The sequence below is a fragment of the Enterobacter dykesii genome, from assembly GCF_008364625.2.
Taxonomy (GTDB): Bacteria; Pseudomonadota; Gammaproteobacteria; order Enterobacterales; family Enterobacteriaceae; genus Enterobacter; species Enterobacter dykesii.
In genome coordinates this window covers 1,282,503-1,298,301 of sequence record NZ_CP126604.1, presented here as the reverse complement: position 1 = coordinate 1,298,301, position 15,799 = coordinate 1,282,503, and the positions used below count along the sequence as shown (strand labels likewise).

General features: G+C 51.9%; 15 protein-coding genes and 2 pseudogenes. 8 read left to right on the top strand and 9 right to left on the bottom strand.

Features of this window, described 5'->3' with window-relative positions; genetic code table 11:
• Positions 1-16 precede the first annotated feature (16 nt).
• The gene (gene hutG, locus F0320_RS06125; protein WP_126328058.1) at positions 17-955 is read right to left on the bottom strand and encodes a formimidoylglutamase; all 939 of its coding nucleotides are present in this window, start codon (positions 953-955) and stop codon (positions 17-19) included.
• Entirely contained in the window at positions 952-2,175 is a 1,224-nt protein-coding gene (hutI, locus tag F0320_RS06120; RefSeq protein WP_126328057.1) for an imidazolonepropionase, read from the bottom strand. The genes hutG and hutI overlap by 4 nt, the downstream gene beginning before the upstream one ends.
• Positions 2,176-2,400: 225 nt before the next feature.
• Here hutI and F0320_RS06115 point away from each other — a divergent pair, with 225 nt between their 5' ends.
• Positions 2,401-3,684: a putative acyl-CoA thioester hydrolase gene (locus F0320_RS06115; RefSeq protein ID WP_033144970.1), complete on the top strand. Its 1,284-nt coding sequence runs from the start codon at positions 2,401-2,403 to the stop codon at positions 3,682-3,684.
• A gap of 77 nt (positions 3,685-3,761) precedes the next feature.
• On the opposite strand, the gene pgl is transcribed toward F0320_RS06115, so the two are convergent.
• Positions 3,762-4,757 carry a 6-phosphogluconolactonase gene (gene pgl / locus F0320_RS06110; protein ID WP_126328056.1) on the bottom strand — a complete coding sequence of 332 codons (996 nt, stop codon included), beginning with the start codon at positions 4,755-4,757 and terminating at the stop codon, positions 3,762-3,764.
• 140 nt (positions 4,758-4,897) lie between these two features.
• Here pgl and F0320_RS06105 point away from each other — a divergent pair, with 140 nt between their 5' ends.
• A complete protein-coding gene (locus tag F0320_RS06105) occupies positions 4,898-5,122 on the top strand; it encodes an HAD-IIB family hydrolase (RefSeq protein WP_395314109.1) in 225 nt (74 codons plus the stop codon).
• Between the two features lie 144 nt (positions 5,123-5,266).
• Entirely contained in the window at positions 5,267-6,109 is an 843-nt protein-coding gene (locus tag F0320_RS06100; RefSeq protein WP_126328055.1) for a pyridoxal phosphatase, read from the top strand.
• A 65-nt stretch (positions 6,110-6,174) separates the two neighbouring features.
• Here F0320_RS06100 and F0320_RS06095 read toward each other — a convergent pair whose 3' ends face one another.
• Entirely contained in the window at positions 6,175-6,945 is a 771-nt protein-coding gene (locus F0320_RS06095) for a hypothetical protein (RefSeq protein ID WP_126328054.1), read from the bottom strand.
• A 344-nt stretch (positions 6,946-7,289) separates the two neighbouring features.
• On the opposite strand from F0320_RS06095, the gene F0320_RS06090 reads away from it, so the two are divergent.
• On the top strand, positions 7,290-8,117 hold the full coding sequence (locus F0320_RS06090; protein WP_126328053.1) for a DUF4238 domain-containing protein: 828 nt from the start codon (positions 7,290-7,292) through the stop codon (positions 8,115-8,117).
• Between the two features lie 204 nt (positions 8,118-8,321).
• Positions 8,322-9,470: pseudogene (locus F0320_RS06085) on the top strand (IS3 family transposase).
• On the opposite strand, the gene F0320_RS06080 reads toward F0320_RS06085, so the two are convergent.
• Positions 9,467-9,763 (bottom strand): recombinase family protein, encoded by a 297-nt coding sequence (locus tag F0320_RS06080; protein WP_126328052.1) that lies wholly within the window; start codon positions 9,761-9,763, stop codon positions 9,467-9,469. The pseudogene F0320_RS06085 and the gene F0320_RS06080 overlap by 4 nt on opposite strands.
• 50 nt (positions 9,764-9,813) lie before the next feature.
• Here F0320_RS06080 and F0320_RS06075 point away from each other — a divergent pair.
• Positions 9,814-10,425, top strand: a pseudogene (locus F0320_RS06075) (pyridoxal phosphatase); the annotation flags it as partial.
• On the opposite strand, the gene modC reads toward F0320_RS06075, so the two are convergent.
• The 4 genes from modC to F0320_RS06055 form a co-directional block, all read right to left on the bottom strand.
• Positions 10,426-11,484 carry a molybdenum ABC transporter ATP-binding protein ModC gene (modC, locus tag F0320_RS06070; protein ID WP_047650616.1) on the bottom strand — a complete coding sequence of 353 codons (1,059 nt, stop codon included), beginning with the start codon at positions 11,482-11,484 and terminating at the stop codon, positions 10,426-10,428.
• A gap of 2 nt (positions 11,485-11,486) precedes the next feature.
• A complete protein-coding gene (modB, locus tag F0320_RS06065; protein WP_126328050.1) occupies positions 11,487-12,176 on the bottom strand; it encodes a molybdate ABC transporter permease subunit in 690 nt (229 codons plus the stop codon).
• Complete coding sequence (gene modA, locus F0320_RS06060; RefSeq protein WP_047650615.1) at positions 12,176-12,949, bottom strand: molybdate ABC transporter substrate-binding protein; 774 nt, start codon at positions 12,947-12,949, stop codon at positions 12,176-12,178. Before modA ends, modB begins: the two co-directional genes overlap by 1 nt.
• Before the next feature lie 166 nt (positions 12,950-13,115).
• Positions 13,116-13,265 carry an AcrZ family multidrug efflux pump-associated protein gene (locus F0320_RS06055; RefSeq protein ID WP_008501118.1) on the bottom strand — a complete coding sequence of 50 codons (150 nt, stop codon included), beginning with the start codon at positions 13,263-13,265 and terminating at the stop codon, positions 13,116-13,118.
• Positions 13,266-13,392: 127 nt separating this feature from the next.
• On the opposite strand from F0320_RS06055, the gene modE reads away from it, so the two are divergent.
• Together modE and modF are read left to right on the top strand one after the other, a co-directional pair.
• On the top strand, positions 13,393-14,181 hold the full coding sequence (modE, locus tag F0320_RS06050; RefSeq protein WP_126328049.1) for a molybdenum-dependent transcriptional regulator: 789 nt from the start codon (positions 13,393-13,395) through the stop codon (positions 14,179-14,181).
• A gap of 67 nt (positions 14,182-14,248) precedes the next feature.
• Positions 14,249-15,721, top strand: coding sequence for a molybdate ABC transporter ATP-binding protein ModF (modF, locus tag F0320_RS06045; protein ID WP_047650613.1), 1,473 nt, complete (start codon positions 14,249-14,251; stop codon positions 15,719-15,721).
• Positions 15,722-15,799 lie beyond the last annotated feature (78 nt).

The window sequence follows — 15,799 nt, the reverse complement described above, 5'->3', positions numbered from 1 at the left end:
GACTCCTTGAATAGTGTTATGCCCACCAGTGAGCAATTTGCCAGGCCAGGCGGGCGGCAAGCTTTGCGCCCTGCCCGTCCCGATCGTACTGCGGGTTAAACTCTACCAGATCGGCGGCCAGTAGCTTACCGCTACGGCAGATTTGTTCGATAACCGGGAGAAGATCCAGCGCCGGTATGCCTAACGCAGCCGGTGCGGACACGGCAGGCATTTCGCTGGCGGGCAGGACGTCCAGGTCGATTGTCAGATAGATACGATCGGCCTGCGCCAGCACCCTTTCCAGGGCGGATAGCGCATCGCGCCTGAAATGGAGGTCTTCCACCAGCGTGACGTTCAGGCGTTCGGCCTCATCCCACAAAGCCTGCGTGTTCGCCGCCCGGCTCACGCCAAGGCAGGCGTAGTGAAATTCCCGCCCGCGCTCATCGCATAAGCGCGCCAGCTGGCGAAACGGGGTGCCGGACGTCGCATGGTCGGCCTTGCGCAGATCGAGATGGGCATCAAGGTTGATTATGACAACCCGCTCGTTCGGGAAGGCGTCCAGCACGCCGCGACCGTGCGCCCAGGCGGTTTCGTGCCCGCCGCCAAAGACCAGCGTGCGCATCCCGGACTGCTGACAGGCCGTGACGACATCGCTCAACGCCTGCTGTGCCGCTTCCAGCTCGTGGCCTTCAACGTACACCGAGCCCATATCCGCCAGCCGGTCATGCCCCTGATGGCTTGCCATATTTGCCAGCGCTTTTCGCAGCATATCCGGTGCCTGCACGGCGCCTGGCCTGCCCTGATTGCGTTTTACCCCTTCATCACATTCAAAACCTATCAGCGCAATGCCGGATGAAAGCGGCGTGAACTGCCCCTGCTGCTTTATCGTCTGAAAAATGCGCTTTGCGCTGCTGGCCTCGGCGCTGTCATCGCGCCCCTGCCAGACGGTTTCGGCTATGGGCCGCCATAACCTCATACTGCCTCCCCACGGAAAATACGTTGATACAGCGGATTGCGTCCCGGCTCGTAGACCATCTCAACCGGATGATGTGCATCCCAGACGATAAAATCGGCGACAAACCCGGCCCGCAGCTGTCCGTGGGTTTCACCGCGGCCCAGCGCCTGCGCGGCATGGCGCGTGACGCCTGCCCAGGCTTCTTCCGGGGTCAGGCCAAACTGGACGCAGGCCATATTCATCGCCAGGTGCAGGCTCGCAAACGGGCTAGTGCCGGGGTTATAGTCGGTGGCGACGGCCATCGGAACACCGCGTTTTCTGAGCTGTTCAACCGGCGGACGCTGGCGCTCCTGCAGAAAATAGAACGCCCCCGGCAACAGGACGGCAACCGTGCCGCTTTCCGCCATCGCCTGAACGCCTGCGTCGTCGAGATACTCAATATGATCGGCGGAAAGGCCCTTATACTGGCTGACCAGCGCCGCGCCGCCCTGATTCGACAGCTGCTCGACATGCCCTTTCACCGGGATACCCAGCGCGGCGGCGGCCTTGAAGAGGCGTTCGGTTTGCGACGGGGTAAAGCCGACGTTTTCACAAAACACGTCTACTGCTTCATATAACTCTTTTTGCCACAGCGTGGGCAGTATCTGCTCACAGACCAGCGTGAGGTAGGCATCCGGATCCTGCCGGTATTCCGGCGGAACCGCATGCGCCGCCAGCAGCGTTGGGCTGATATCAATCGGATTATTGAGGCTCAGCTGGCGCGCGACCTGCAGCATCTTCTCTTCGGCCTCGGCGTTGAGCCCGTATCCGGATTTGATTTCAACCGTGGTGACACCTTCATTCATCAGACGCTGGAGCCGCTGCTGCGCCAGCTTAAGCAGGGTTTCGGCTGAGCTGCTGCGCGTCGCCGTCACGGTAGCGTTAATCCCGCCCCCCTGGGCGCTGATGGTTTGATAAGAGACGCCGTTCAGACGCTGCTCCCACTCCGCCGCGCGGTCGCCGCCAAATACCAGGTGGGTGTGGCAGTCAATCAGGCCAGGCGTGACAAGACGTCCCTGAAGATCGACACTGTGACGGTGTCCGGAAGGAATGTCAGATTCAGGGATCACGGCCAGAATAGTGTGGCCGCGCACGACCAGGGCGTGTTGCTCTTTCAGTCCATAAGGCGCAGGTACGTCCGGCGCCATCGTAGCCAGTCGCGCATTTCGCCATATAACATCGTCGGGATGAATCTGCTGCATGGGGCATTCCACTTGTCTTAGGTTGTATAGACATTTATTTGCATCTACCGTCTACTGTCAACCGCCTTAACGGAAAATGTTATTTATTTGTGATCACCTACCTGCCGCCCCAGTGCTAAAAATGCAACTTTTACCCTTTTTATCTTCCCGTTTCGCTCAACTTAGTATAAAAAAGCAGGCTATTTCGTCTATCCCGTAAAGACTTGCATACCCAGGAGCTTCACCTTGAACATTTCCAGGATTTCCCGTCTGGCGTTAGCACTCGCCTTTGGCGTGACCTTATCCGCATGCAGTTCAACACCACCGGATCAGCGCCCTTCTGAGCAGGTTGCGCCCGGTACCGCCTCCCGCCCGATTTTGTCCGCTGATGAAGCGAAGAACTTCGATCGTGCGCACTACTTCTCGGCGATGGATCCTAACGCTGCGCCGTGGACACCTTCTTCTATTAACCTGCCTAAACAGCCTGACTTCGTGGTTGGCCCGGCCGGTGCGCAGGGCGTAACGCATACTTCTATTCAGGCTGCGGTTGATGCTGCCATCACTAAACACAGCGCGTCTCGCCAGTACATCGCGATCCTGCCGGGTGAATATGAAGGCACCGTGTATGTTCCGGCGGCACCAGGCAGCATTACGCTTTACGGTCTGGGCGAAAAAGCGATCGACGTAAAAATTGGCCTGGCGATTGATTCCGAAATCGACAGCAACACCTGGCGTCACCTGGTGAACCCGGCCGGTAAATATATGCCGGGTAAACCGGCGTGGTACATGTTTGATAACTGTCAGAGCAAGCGTTCCGCCACCATTGGCGTGATGTGCTCGGCGGTATTCTGGTCTCAGAATAACGGTCTGCAGCTGCAGAACCTGACCATTCAGAATACCCTGGGCGACAGCGTTGATGCAGGCAGCCACCAGGCCGTTGCTCTGCGTAGCGATGGCGATAAGGTGCAGATTAACAACGTCAACATTCTGGGCCGTCAGAACACCTTCTTCGTGACCAACAGCGGCGTGCAGAACACCCTGCAGAATAACCGCCTGACCCGTACCCTGGTGACCAACAGCTACGTTGAAGGTGACGTGGATCTGGTGTCCGGTCGCGGCGCGGTGGTGTTTGATAATACCGATTTCCGCGTGGTGAACTCACGCACTCAGCAGGAAGGTTACGTGTTTGCTCCGGCAACCCAGTCTAACCTCTTCTACGGCTTCCTGGCCGTGAACAGCCGCTTTAACGCTGCCGGTGACGGCGTGGCGCAGCTGGGACGCTCCCTGGACGTGGACTCTGCGACCAACGGTCAGGTCGTGATCCGCGACAGCGTGATTAACGAAGGCTTCAACATGGCGAAGCCGTGGGCTGATGCCGCGATCTCCAAACGTCCATTCTCCGGCAATACCGGCGCGGTGGATGATAAAGGCAACGTGCAGCGCAACCTGAACGACGCTAACTTCAACCGCATGTGGGAATACAACAACCGCGGTCTGGGTAGCAAAGTGGTGGCTGAGCCGAAGCAGTAAGCTGTATTGCCCGGTGGCGCTGCGTTTACCGGGCATAAAAAAACCTCGCATTCGCGAGGTTTTTTGTTTTTAGCCGCTTAGTGAGCGTTTACCACGACCCACATTGGCCCCTGGCCGACGGCATAACGCCCTTTCTCTTCCAGCAGCCCCTGCTCGCCTTTAATTTCATACAGCGCGATGTGGTGGGATTTCTGCCCCGCCGCAATCAGGTATTTACCGCTGTGATCGATATTAAAGCCGCGCGGCTGGGTTTCCGTTGGCTGGAACCCTTCAATCGCCAGCACGCTGCCGTCTTCAGAGACGCTAAACACGGTAATCAGGCTGGAGGTACGGTCGCAGGCGTACAGATGGCGGCCATTTGGCGTAATGTGGATATCCGCCGCCCAGCGGGTGTCGGAGAAGTCGGACGGCATCATGTCCAGCGTCTGCACGCGCTCAATCTGGCCGTTAGGATCTTTCAGCTCCCATACGTCCACCGAGCTGTTCAGCTCATTGACCACGTAAGCGTACTGCTGGTTCGGATGGAAGACCATATGGCGCGGACCAGCGCCTTCAACGGTAGTCACTTCGGCAGGATTCTGCGCCACCAGGTGACCATCATCGCTCAGGGTGAACAGGCAGATACGATCCTGCTTCAGTGCAGGCACCCACAGCGTGCGGTTATCCGGAGAGATATTCGCCGAGTGGCAGCCTTCAAGCCCTTCCACCACATCCATGGTTTCGACCGGAATGCCCTTTTCCAGACGCGTTACGCTGACGCAGCCCGCGTTATAAGAGCCGCTGAATACAAAGTTGCCTTTACGATCGGTCGAGATATGGGTTGGACTGCCCGGCAACGGGGCTTCGGCAGTGTACGTCAGCGCGCCATCGTCCGGAGAAATGCGATAGGCCAGCACGCGGAACTCCGGGCGCACACCCACGTACAAGAAACGTTTATCCGGGCTGATGACCATCGGCTGCACCTGGCCTGGCACGTCAACAACCTGAACCAGCGTGAGTGTCCCTTCGGTATTTAAACGCCAGACGTGGATCTGCTGGCTTTCAGGACTGGCGGTATAAACGGTTTGTTTCATGAATATTCACTCCTCACTGCGCATGAAAGTAGTTAACTTTTGACGGTAAATGCTGAATTGTCGACAGGGATTTTGAAGCGTTCGCCTCTCGGTGTACCATCCCATCAAAACGTAAATTCAATATTAACCCGGGAAAACAGATGACCTCGCGTGTGATTGCTCTGGATTTAGACGGTACCTTACTGACGCCGCAAAAAACCCTTCTCCCCTCCTCCCTTGAGGCGCTTAAACGCGCGCAGGAAGTGGGATATCAACTCCTTATCGTAACGGGTCGACATCACGTTGCCATTCACCCTTTTTATCAGGCACTGGCGTTAGATACACCTGCAATTTGTTGTAATGGCACTTATTTGAATAACGGCTAATGTAAACAAACAAATTCATCACACACAAAAGCGGCTCCCTATCGCTGTTCCAGTGCTCAAAAACTCACTTCACCTTGTTTCGTCGTAGCCGCAAAGCGGTGTACTATCGGAAAAACTACATACCAAAACCAGGTGAATCAAGACATGAACTATCAGGTAATCGCCCTTGATCTGGACGGCACTTTATTGACGCCAGAAAAAACTATTTTACTAGCCTCACTATCTGCCCTACAGAATGCCCGTAAATCAGGGGCGAAGGTTATCATAGTTACCGGACGGCACTTTGTAGCCATCCATCCTTTTTATCAGGCATTAGCTTTGAATACACCAGCAATATGTTGCAATGGTGCTTTATTGTACGATTACACCGCAAAAAGAGTGATTGCTTCAGATCCATTACGACCTGAACAAGCTACACAATTAGTAAACTTACTTGATAGTTACAATGTACATAGCCTGATGTATGCCGATAATGCCATGTTCTACCAAGAACCAACGGGGCATATTATCCGTACAGAAAATTGGGCTAAATCACTTCCAGAGTCACAACGTCCAATTTTCAAACAAGTACCCTCTCTTAGTGAAGCATCGCAAAATGTTGATGCTATCTGGAAATTCGCCCTTACTGATTCTGATACTGAAAAACTACATAGTTTTGGTCAAATAGTAGAGCGTGAGCTTGGCCTTGCTTGTGAATGGTCTTGGCACGACCAAGTAGACATAGCACAAGCCGGAAACAGTAAGGGTAAACGCTTGGCACAGTGGGTAGAATCACAAGGTTTATCTATGAGCCAGGTAATAGCCTTTGGTGATAATTTCAACGATCTAAGTATGTTGAAGAATGCTGGCTTAGGTGTTGCTATGGGTAACGCTGTTGATGAAGTAAAAGCCTGTGCTGATTTAGTAATAGGTAACAATACTGAAAATGGTATAGCTGATGTAGTAAACCAGTACTTTGAGCAAGTGCCTGCTCATGAAACTGCGTGATTAAATATATTTTTTAATTTTCGCGGATTGGATATATGTTCATACTTTCAATAATAAAAAGCCCATTAACGGGCTTTTTTAACTTTGAATATTTCTGTGATTGAATAGTCCTCTGAGAAGAATAATTCATAATTTTCCAATAGTACCTCCCACTTACTCTTTATAACTTCAATCGGATTTGGAATGAAAGACTCGAATCTTTTCAACTCGAATACAGTTCCAGATTGAACACGATCATAATCATAATCGCGAGATTTATTCTCTTTATAATTTTCATCAATTAAATCGGAAATCCTTTGAGCTTTTTTTAAAAGATCATTAGCTTCTGATAAAATCCCTTCACATGAAAGAAGTATGCTTGTGAAAAATAAAGTTTTATTTTTTGTAAGTTCTAAGCCATAGGTATGTAACTTCTTTATTTTTAATTTTAGCTCGTTAACATAACCGTCAAGAGCAATCACTTCACTCTGTAATGTTATAATATTTGGTTTTAAAAAACCCACATGTTTCTGCATTGGTAAGATTTTTTTATGTTTATCAATTTTGTCGTATAAAGATTTATGAGCAACTAACACAGAGTCAAATACTTTTATATTAAGCAGATCGTCATTAATTAGCGATATGGCGATTTTATAGCCCTCTTGAGCTGTAAATTGAGCCAAGTAATTACGAGCAGTGATAACAGCAGATACTGTAGCCCCAGCCATAACTAAATTGCAGAATGCCGAAATCCAATCAGTATAACTACTTTTATCTATCTGTTTGTTATAAATTACCGAAAAGAAGTAAATAAATAGAATAAATGCGAACAAAAAAAGCCTGCTTTTGAATTTCATGATTTTTCTCGTTAATTCACTTTAACTTCATTTTAAAGAGTTGTTCCTCGATAATCAAGAATCACCGATTCACAAATAACCGTTGTACCGTTCCATTCATTCTTGGACGTACTGGTATCAATCCCCCAACCCTTGGTTGAAATGTGTACTCCGTATCTTTAACAAACTTCTGGTACTTAGCTGTTTGTACTGAAGCGTCATAGTACCTATGTCCAGAGTACTTAAATCCTGCCGAACCCTGTAGTACTATCCATAACCTGAATATGTAATGCTGATTCCTTTTTAGTAATTCTTGCCATATGATACACTTGTACAGTAGTTGTACGGCTATTTAGGAATAAAAAATGTCTATATCTAAAAAACATCATTTTATACCTGCATGTTATTTGAAAGGTTTCACTAATGGCGGCAAACGCACGTCATTGTTTTGGGCGTTTCCGATTAATAAACCTGGTAAAAAACATGGAGCCAACCCTAATGACTCTTGCGTAAAAAATAATTACTACAAAGTTGAAAATACTGACGACTCTCTTTTAATAGAGAATTGGTACGGCAGCGTAGTCGAACCTAAAATTGGTGATTTTTTAAAACAAGTAGAAGAACTCAATGAAATCGATTCTCAGAATGAAGGGCTTGCATGGTTGTTATCATCACTATTATTAAGAAACCCGCAACATAGGGAAATGATAGAATCTCCGCTAATTCATGCAGAACGAGTAGCTAAATCAATGCAAGAAGATTATAAAGAACAAGGAATAGATTTAGATATTGAAGGGATAAGCTTTAGCAAAAATGATATTATCGGATATGAAATTCAACAAACAAAAGCACTATCCAAATATCTGCCTTTATACAATTACTGCATATTGAAAGCACCCACTGGAATTAATGTAATAACCAGTGACGCCCCTATGATTTTAGCCAATAGCCTTAATAAAAAAATATTTGGCCTTGCATCTAAGGGCACAATGATAATTGCACCTCTAAATAAATCAACTTATATTGTAGGTAGTAAAGAAATTAAATTCCCGGCTTTACGCATAGGAACCATTTGGGAAATTGCAAATTTGAACACAATGGTAATGGCTTCCGCTAATGAAAAGATATATTCGAATGACGATCATATCTATATTCTTGATGATAAAGATGAAGTTATAAAATACCCGAATTAGCTTCCGCCGACCATAATCAATAGTACTTGCAGTAGTTGTCCTAAAGGTACTTGGATAACTACAATTCCAAAAGCATCCAGTACTGGTACTATGATCCAATTATAAAGAATGATTAAGGTAATTACGAATCCAAGAGCATTATGAATCGCCACGGGTTTAACAGACACTTCGGAGTCATTTAAGATGGCTTAAAGAGAGGTGCCCATGAGCGGTAAGCGTTATCCCGAAGAGTTTAAAATTGAAGCAGTCAAACAGGTTGTTGATCGTGGTTATTCTGTTTCCAGCGTTGCAACACGTCTCGATATCACCACCCACAGCCTTTACGCCTGGATAAAGAAATACGGTCCGGATTCTTCCACTAATAAAGAACAGTCAGATGCTCAGGCCGAGATCCGCCGACTCCAGAAGGAGGTTGAAGCGGGTTACTGACGAACGGGATATATTAAAAAAAGCCGCGGCGTACTTCGCAAAGCTGTCCGACTGAGGTACGCCTTCATCCGTGACAACATCTGTTGCTGGCCTGTTCGCCTGCTCTGTCGGGTGCTGGATGTTCATCCCAGTGGTTTTTACGCCTGGCTTCAGCAGCCGCATTCACAACGTCATCAGACAGACCTGAGACTGACAGGACAGATTAAACAGTTCTGGCTGGAGTCGGGTTGCGTTTATGGTTATCGCAAGATACATCTGGACTTGCGGGATAGCGGGCAACAGTGCGGAGTGAACAGAGTCTGGCGACTGATGAATCGTTCCGGGATAAAGGCTCAGGTCGGGTACCGGAGCCCGCGGGCAAGCAAAGGCGAGGCCAGTATCGTATCGCCCAACAGGCTCCAGCGACAGTTCAATCCGGATGCTCCGGATAAGCGTTGGGTAACGGACATAACCTACATCAGGACCCACGAAGGCTGGCTATATCTTGCTGTGGTTGTTGATCTGTTCTCACGCAAAATTATCGGCTGGTCAATGCAATCCCGGATGACAAAGGACATTGTCCTGAATGCACTGCTGATGGCTGTATGGCGGCGTAATCCCCAAAAACAGGTGCTGGTTCACTCGGATCAGGGCAGTCAGTACACAAGCCATGAGTGGCAGTCTTTCCTGAAATCACACGGCCTGGAGGGCAGTATGAGCCGTCGCGGTAACTGCCATGATAATGCGGTTGCAGAAAGCTTTTTCCAGTTGCTGAAGCGTGAGCGGATAAAGAAAAAGATCTACGGAACGCGGGAAGAAGCCCGCAGCGATATTTTTGATTACATCGAAATGTTTTATAACAGTAAGCGTCGGCATGGTTCTAGCGATCAAATGTCACCGGCAGAATATGAAAACCAGTATTATCAACGGCTCGGAAGTGTCTAGATTATCCGTGGCGATTCAAACCTATCGATACTTTCCAGTACTAAATGTGAATCATCCCACATACCAGCACGTACTTGATCCATCCATCGGCCTAACTCCCCTTCAGACATGTTCAGTCCTTTGAAAGCTGATACACCTTGATCGCTAATAATGGTAGCTTCTGGATCATCCATTTCTGCCAGCAAGTTAATACGCTCTACATATGCGTTCAGATTTTGTTCTTGCCTCTCAATACCCGTTCCAGATAGTTGCAATTCTGAACTAACACGATGATATATAAAACATTTTTTCATTTCATTGTTATCCCACTCATGATAACTATTTGTTTGTAGAGATTATCATACATTTGTATGATTATCAGGCAAAAAAGGTTTTAGCCTCCGACCCGCTGCCGGTTCCCCAGGCGCTGCAGCTGATCGATCTGCTGGATGAGCATGCCGTTCACGGACTGATGTATGTGGATAACGCGATGCTGTACGAGCGCCCTACTGGCCACGTGGTGCGCACCAGCAACTGGGCGTTGTCCCTGCCTGAAGCGCAGCGTCCGGTCTTTACCCAGGTCTCCTCCCTGCGTCAGGCCGCCCAGGACGTTGAGGCTATCTGGAAATTTGCCCTGACGGATGAAGACACCACCAAACTGAATACCTTCGCAAAACACGTGGAGCAGACGCTGGGTCTGGAGTGCGAATGGTCCTGGCATGACCAGGTGGATATTGCCCGCAAAGGCAACAGCAAAGGCAAGAGTCTGACGCAGTATGTGGAATCAAAAGGCTGGTCGATGCAGGATGTGATCGCCTTCGGCGACAACTACAACGACATCAGCATGCTGGAAGCCGCCGGTACCGGCGTGGCGATGGGCAATGCCGACGACGCGGTAAAAGCGCGCGCCAACGTGGTGATCGGTGACAACACCACCGACAGCATCGCGCAGTACATTTATACCCACCTGCTGTAATCAGGCGGTAATCGAGACGCTCTTAATTTGCGCGTAAAGCCACAGGCCGGGTTTGATCCCTAACTCATCCCTCGCCCACGGGCTGATGCGCGCCCAGAGCGTCCTGCTGCCGACTTCAAGCTTCACTTCCACCTGCCCGTTATCATCAAAACACTCCGCGACTTTGGCACGCAGAATATTTCGAATACTGGTTTGCAGCGGCGGCTGCAGCACCAGCGAGACGTCCGACGCCTGGATGCGAATTCGCAGCGCGGACTGTAGCGGTTTGTCGATCTTATTGACCCACAGATGCTGGTCGCCCAGCGCCAGGGCGGTCATCGCGTAGTGCGGATGGTGTTCCAGAACGCTCACTTTAAGAATGCTGCTCTGCTGTTCCCTGGGTAACCAGGGGTGCATTACGCTGCTGCCCCACACCTCTTCCAGGTTGCCGAAGGCCTTCACGCTGCCCTCTTCCAGCACCAGCACCTTGTCGGCCAGATGGAGGATCTCATCCAGCGAATGGCTGACGTAGAGCATCGGAATATTAATTTCGCGCGCCAGGCGCTGTAGATAAGGCAGAAGTTCGCGTTTACGCGGAATATCGAGCGAGGCCAGCGGCTCGTCGAGCAGCAGCAGTTCGGGTGCGGTCAGCAACGCGCGGCCAATGGCCACCCGCTGTTTTTCTCCGCCGGAGAGCGAGGATGGCAGCCTGTCGAGCAGAGGCTCAATCCCTAAAAGCGTCACCAGCTTATCAAACTGCCCGGCCATGCTTTTCGCCATGCCGTAACGCAGGTTGCCGCGCACGTTGTAGTGCGGGAATAAGCGCGCGTCCTGGAAAACATAGCCGATGCGGCGTTTATCAGGTGAAAGATACACCTTATTTTCCACGTCATTTAAGACGCGGTTATTCAATACAATCCGTCCTGACTGCGGGCGGGTCAGACCGCTGATGGCATTAATCAGCGACGTTTTTCCCGCCCCCGACACGCCAAAGATGGCGGTGATTCCGCTTGCCGGCAGCGTCTCGTTAAGCGTCAGGGTATGGTTTCCCAGCGTCTGGGTGAAATGGAGTTCCAGCATGCTTATTTCCCCATCCGCTCGCGACTGAGCCGCGCCAGCCATTCAGACACCATTAGCGACACCAGCGCCAGCACAATTGAAATTATGCATAGACGCGCCGCCGCGCCTTCTCCGCCCGGCGTTTGAATCAAGGTATACATGGCCGACGGAATCGTTCGCGTCTCGCCGGGGATATTCGACACAAACGTGATCGTCGCGCCAAACTCGCCCAGCGAGCGGGCGAAGGCGAGCACCGTCCCGACAATAATGCCAGGCAGCGTTAGCGGAAGCGTGATGGTGAAAAAGACGCGCCAGCGCCCGGCGCCCAGCGTGCGCGCCGCCTGTTCGAGCTTCATGTCCACGCCTTCCAGCGCGAGGCGTATCGCCCTCACCATCAGCGGGAATGACATCACTGCGGCCGCCAGTACCGCACCTCGCCAGCTAAATGCAAACGTCAGCCCAAACCAGTCGTAGAGCTTCTCGCCGATAAAACCGCGTCGCCCCATCGAAATCAGCAGCAGGTAACCGACCACCACGGGTGGCAAAACGAGCGGAAGATGAAGCACGCTGTCGAGCAGCGTTTTGCCGGGAAACTGACAGCGAACCAGTAACCAGGCAAAGAAGATCCCAAAGGGCAAACTCAGCGCAACCGCCAGGGAAGAGACTTTAAGGCTCAGCACAACAGCCTGCCATTCAGGATCGGTCAATATCATCAGTGAGTCGTAAATCCGTAACGTTTAAAGATTGCGGACGCTTCCGGCCCCTTCAGATAATCGCGGAAGGCCGTCACGGCCGCATTTTTATGTCCATCAACAATCGCAACAGGATATTCCACTTTCTTGTGGGAGTCTTCCGGGAACGTTGCGACCACTTTTACCCCTTTACTGGCAACGGCATCAGAGCCATACACAATGCCCAGCGGGGCTTCGTTGCGCTCTACCAACGCCAGCGCGCCGCGCACGTCTTCCGCCGGGGCCAGCTTCGGTGACAATGTCTCCCATGCGCCCAGCTTTTGCAGCGCCTCTTTGGCATAAATCCCGGCCGGAACGTGCTCCGGGTCGCCCACCGCCAGACGGCCACCGTTCAGCAGGCTCGTCCAGTGGGTCTCTTTGTTGATGGTGATGTCCGCCTGCGCGCTGGCTTTTGGCGCCACGACAACCAGGCTATTCCCCAGCAGCGTTTCGCGGGTTGTCGCATCAATTGATTTCTTCTCCGCCGCGTAATCCATCCACTTCTGGTCAGCCGAGATGAACAGATCCGCTGGTGCGCCCGCTTCTATCTGGCGAGCCAGCGTAGAGGAAGAGGCAAATGAGGAGACCACCTCGACGTTTTTCTCTTTTTTATACGCCGCCGCGATGTCCTGCAGCGCGTTGGTCAGCGACGCCGCGGCAAAGACCGTGATTTTACCCTCGTCCGCCAGCGCGTGTCCGGTAAGAGAAAGCGTCAGCGTTGCCCCTGCGAAAAGGCGTACCCATGAACGTGCCATCTGTAACTCCTGTGAGTAGCGTTATATACATCTTAATATAACGGTAACGTCATGGAGATCCCAGCGTTTAATCGTACCGCTGAAGGGGTAAACTTAAATAATATCGGCGAAAACGGGGAAATCTTGAGAGCAAAACGCCCGGACTCGCCGGGCGTTTTGTGGGGAATCAATGCTGCTTTTTAGCCTGGTCTCTGTGACCAATGTTCGAAAAGACGTTGAACACTTCACCCAGGCCGTAGATGGCACCGAGGATGATGGCCATCACTACTGGTACCATGATCACGGCGAATACCAGACTTTTCAACAACTCTAACATGGTTTTCTCCAGATATTGTGAATGGCTCATTCTACCTTGAAAAGTGAGAAAAACATCCCCTTTTGTGCGGTACCCTTTGCGCCCCGCACCATTTGGGTCACAATGCTCTTTTTGCCAGGACACTGTTATGCAGGCCGAAATTCTCCTCACTTTACGACTTCAGCAAAAACTTTTCGCCAATCCGCGACGTATCGCCCTGCTTAAACAAATAGAACAAACGGGCTCAATTAGCCAGGGGGCGAAAAACGCGGGCATCAGCTACAAAAGCGCCTGGGACGCCATCAACGAAATGAACACCCTGAGCGAACAACCGCTGGTGGACAGAGCCACAGGCGGCAAAGGCGGCGGCGGTGCGATCGTGACGCGCTATGGCCAGCGCCTTATTCAGCTTTACGATCTGCTGGCCCAGATTCAGCAAAAGGCGTTTGATGCGTTGAGCGACGACGATAACGTTCCGCTGGACAGCTTGCTGGCCGCCATTTCCCGCTTCTCGTTACAAACCAGCGCCCGCAACCAGTGGTTTGGAACGGTGACGGCGCGCGACAATCTTCAGGTACAGCAGCATATTGAGATCCTGCTTGCCGATGGCACCACCCGTCTGAAAGCCGCCATAACGGCGCAGAGCGCAGAGCGCCTCGAGCTGTATGAAGGTAAAGAGGTGCTGGTGCTGCTGAAAGCGCCGTGGGTCAATATCACGCGCGATCCCGACGCCGCAAAGGCGGCCGATAACCAGCTCCAGGGCGCAATTAGCCATATCGAACGCGGCCAGGCGCAGTGCGAAGTGCTGATGACCCTGGCAGACGGGCAACCACTTTGCGCGACGATACCGCTTAGCGAAGCGGACAGTTTAGGAGAAGGTACTGTCGTCACCGCGTATTTCAACGCGGACCGGGTCATTATCGCCACATTGTGCTGAGCGCATTGACAATCGCGCCGACAGTGCGTATCCCTGATATCTGGTGCTGCAAAAACAGGGATAAATCATGTCATCATTGCATATTTCGCAAGGCACGTTTCGTCTTAGCGATACCCGAACGCTGACGATTGCTGATTTGACGATACGCGCGGGTGAAAGCTGGGCGTTTGTCGGCACTAACGGCAGCGGTAAATCCGCGCTGGCCCGCGCGCTGGCCGGCGAGCTCCCCCTCCTCAAGGGCGAATACCAGAGGGACTTTACTCGCCTGACGCGCCTGTCATTTGAACAACTGCAAAAGCTGGTAAGCGACGAGTGGCAGCGCAACAACACCGATTTACTCAGCCCTGGCGAAGAAGATACCGGCCGTACGACGGCGGAAATTATTCAGGATGAGGTGAAAGATCCCGCCCGCTGTCTGCGCCTGGCAGAACGGTTCGGTATCACCGCCCTGCTGAACCGACGCTTTAAATACCTTTCAACCGGCGAGACGCGAAAAACGCTGCTTTGCCAGGCGCTGATGAGCGAGCCCGAGCTGCTTATCCTCGACGAGCCGTTTGACGGCCTTGACGTGCAGTCCCGTGCGCAGCTGGCGGCCCTGCTGGAGTCGCTTAATCAGCAGGGATATACCCTGGTTTTGGTGCTTAACCGCTTCGATGAAATTCCGGACTTTATTCAGCACGCAGGCGTACTGGCTGACTGTAACCTGACCGAGACCGGTGAAAAAACAGCGCTGCTCAAGCAGGCGCTCATTGCCCAGCTCGCGCACAGTGAACAACTCGACGGTATAACCCTACCGGAACCTGACGCCCCTTCGGCCCGCCACGCGCTCGATCCCCACCAGCCGCGCATCGTGCTGCGGGATGGGATTGTCTCTTATGACGATCGCCCGATCCTCAACCGTCTTAGCTGGACGGTCAATCCCGGCGAACACTGGCAGATTGTCGGACCTAACGGCGCGGGAAAATCCACGCTGCTGAGCCTGATTACCGGCGATCATCCTCAGGGCTACAGCAACGATCTGACGCTGTTTGGTCGGCGTCGCGGCAGCGGCGAAACCATCTGGGATATTAAAAAACATATCGGCTATGTCAGCAGCAGCCTGCATCTGGACTATCGGGTCAGTACCACGGTACGCAACGTGATCCTTTCCGGGTATTTTGATTCCATCGGCATTTATCAGGCGGTGTCGGACAAACAGCACAAGCTCGCCCAGCAGTGGCTGGATATCCTGGGTATGGACAACCGGGTCGCTGACGCGCCGTTTCATAGTCTGTCGTGGGGGCAGCAGCGCCTGGCCCTGATCGTTCGCGCGCTGGTGAAACACCCTACGCTTCTGATCCTCGACGAACCGCTGCAGGGACTCGATCCGCTGAATCGACAGCTTATCCGCCGCTTTGTGGACGTGCTGATTAGCGAAGGTGAAACGCAGCTGCTGTTCGTTTCACACCATGCCGAAGATGCCCCTGCCTGCATCACGCATCGCCTGGAGTTTGTTCCCGACGGTGAGGGCTATCGCTACCTTCTCAGCAACGTCGATTAACCGTGGAGGGCTTTGCCCTCCTCTTTTCAGATAACTTGCATCAATACATCGCTATCTCTTTGATCTAGAATGCTCTCA

What these genes read in the sequence shown, in the direction of transcription:
- F0320_RS06095 (WP_126328054.1), bottom strand. Translation starts at nt 6,945, where the DNA reads ATGAAATTCAAAAGCAGGCTTTTTTTGTTCGCATTTATTCTATTTATT.
- F0320_RS06105 (WP_395314109.1), top strand. Translation starts at nt 4,898, where the DNA reads ATGACCTCGCGTGTGATTGCTCTGGATTTAGACGGTACCTTACTGACG.
- modC (WP_047650616.1), bottom strand. Translation starts at nt 11,484, where the DNA reads ATGCTGGAACTCCATTTCACCCAGACGCTGGGAAACCATACCCTGACG.
- pgl (WP_126328056.1), bottom strand. Translation starts at nt 4,757, where the DNA reads ATGAAACAAACCGTTTATACCGCCAGTCCTGAAAGCCAGCAGATCCAC.
- F0320_RS06080 (WP_126328052.1), bottom strand. Translation starts at nt 9,763, where the DNA reads ATGAAAAAATGTTTTATATATCATCGTGTTAGTTCAGAATTGCAACTA.
- hutI (WP_126328057.1), bottom strand. Translation starts at nt 2,175, where the DNA reads ATGCAGCAGATTCATCCCGACGATGTTATATGGCGAAATGCGCGACTG.
- modE (WP_126328049.1), top strand. Translation starts at nt 13,393, where the DNA reads ATGCAGGCCGAAATTCTCCTCACTTTACGACTTCAGCAAAAACTTTTC.
- modB (WP_126328050.1), bottom strand. Translation starts at nt 12,176, where the DNA reads ATGATATTGACCGATCCTGAATGGCAGGCTGTTGTGCTGAGCCTTAAA.
- modA (WP_047650615.1), bottom strand. Translation starts at nt 12,949, where the DNA reads ATGGCACGTTCATGGGTACGCCTTTTCGCAGGGGCAACGCTGACGCTT.
- modF (WP_047650613.1), top strand. Translation starts at nt 14,249, where the DNA reads ATGTCATCATTGCATATTTCGCAAGGCACGTTTCGTCTTAGCGATACC.
- F0320_RS06055 (WP_008501118.1), bottom strand. Translation starts at nt 13,265, where the DNA reads ATGTTAGAGTTGTTGAAAAGTCTGGTATTCGCCGTGATCATGGTACCA.
- F0320_RS06100 (WP_126328055.1), top strand. Translation starts at nt 5,267, where the DNA reads ATGAACTATCAGGTAATCGCCCTTGATCTGGACGGCACTTTATTGACG.
- hutG (WP_126328058.1), bottom strand. Translation starts at nt 955, where the DNA reads ATGAGGTTATGGCGGCCCATAGCCGAAACCGTCTGGCAGGGGCGCGAT.
- F0320_RS06090 (WP_126328053.1), top strand. Translation starts at nt 7,290, where the DNA reads ATGTCTATATCTAAAAAACATCATTTTATACCTGCATGTTATTTGAAA.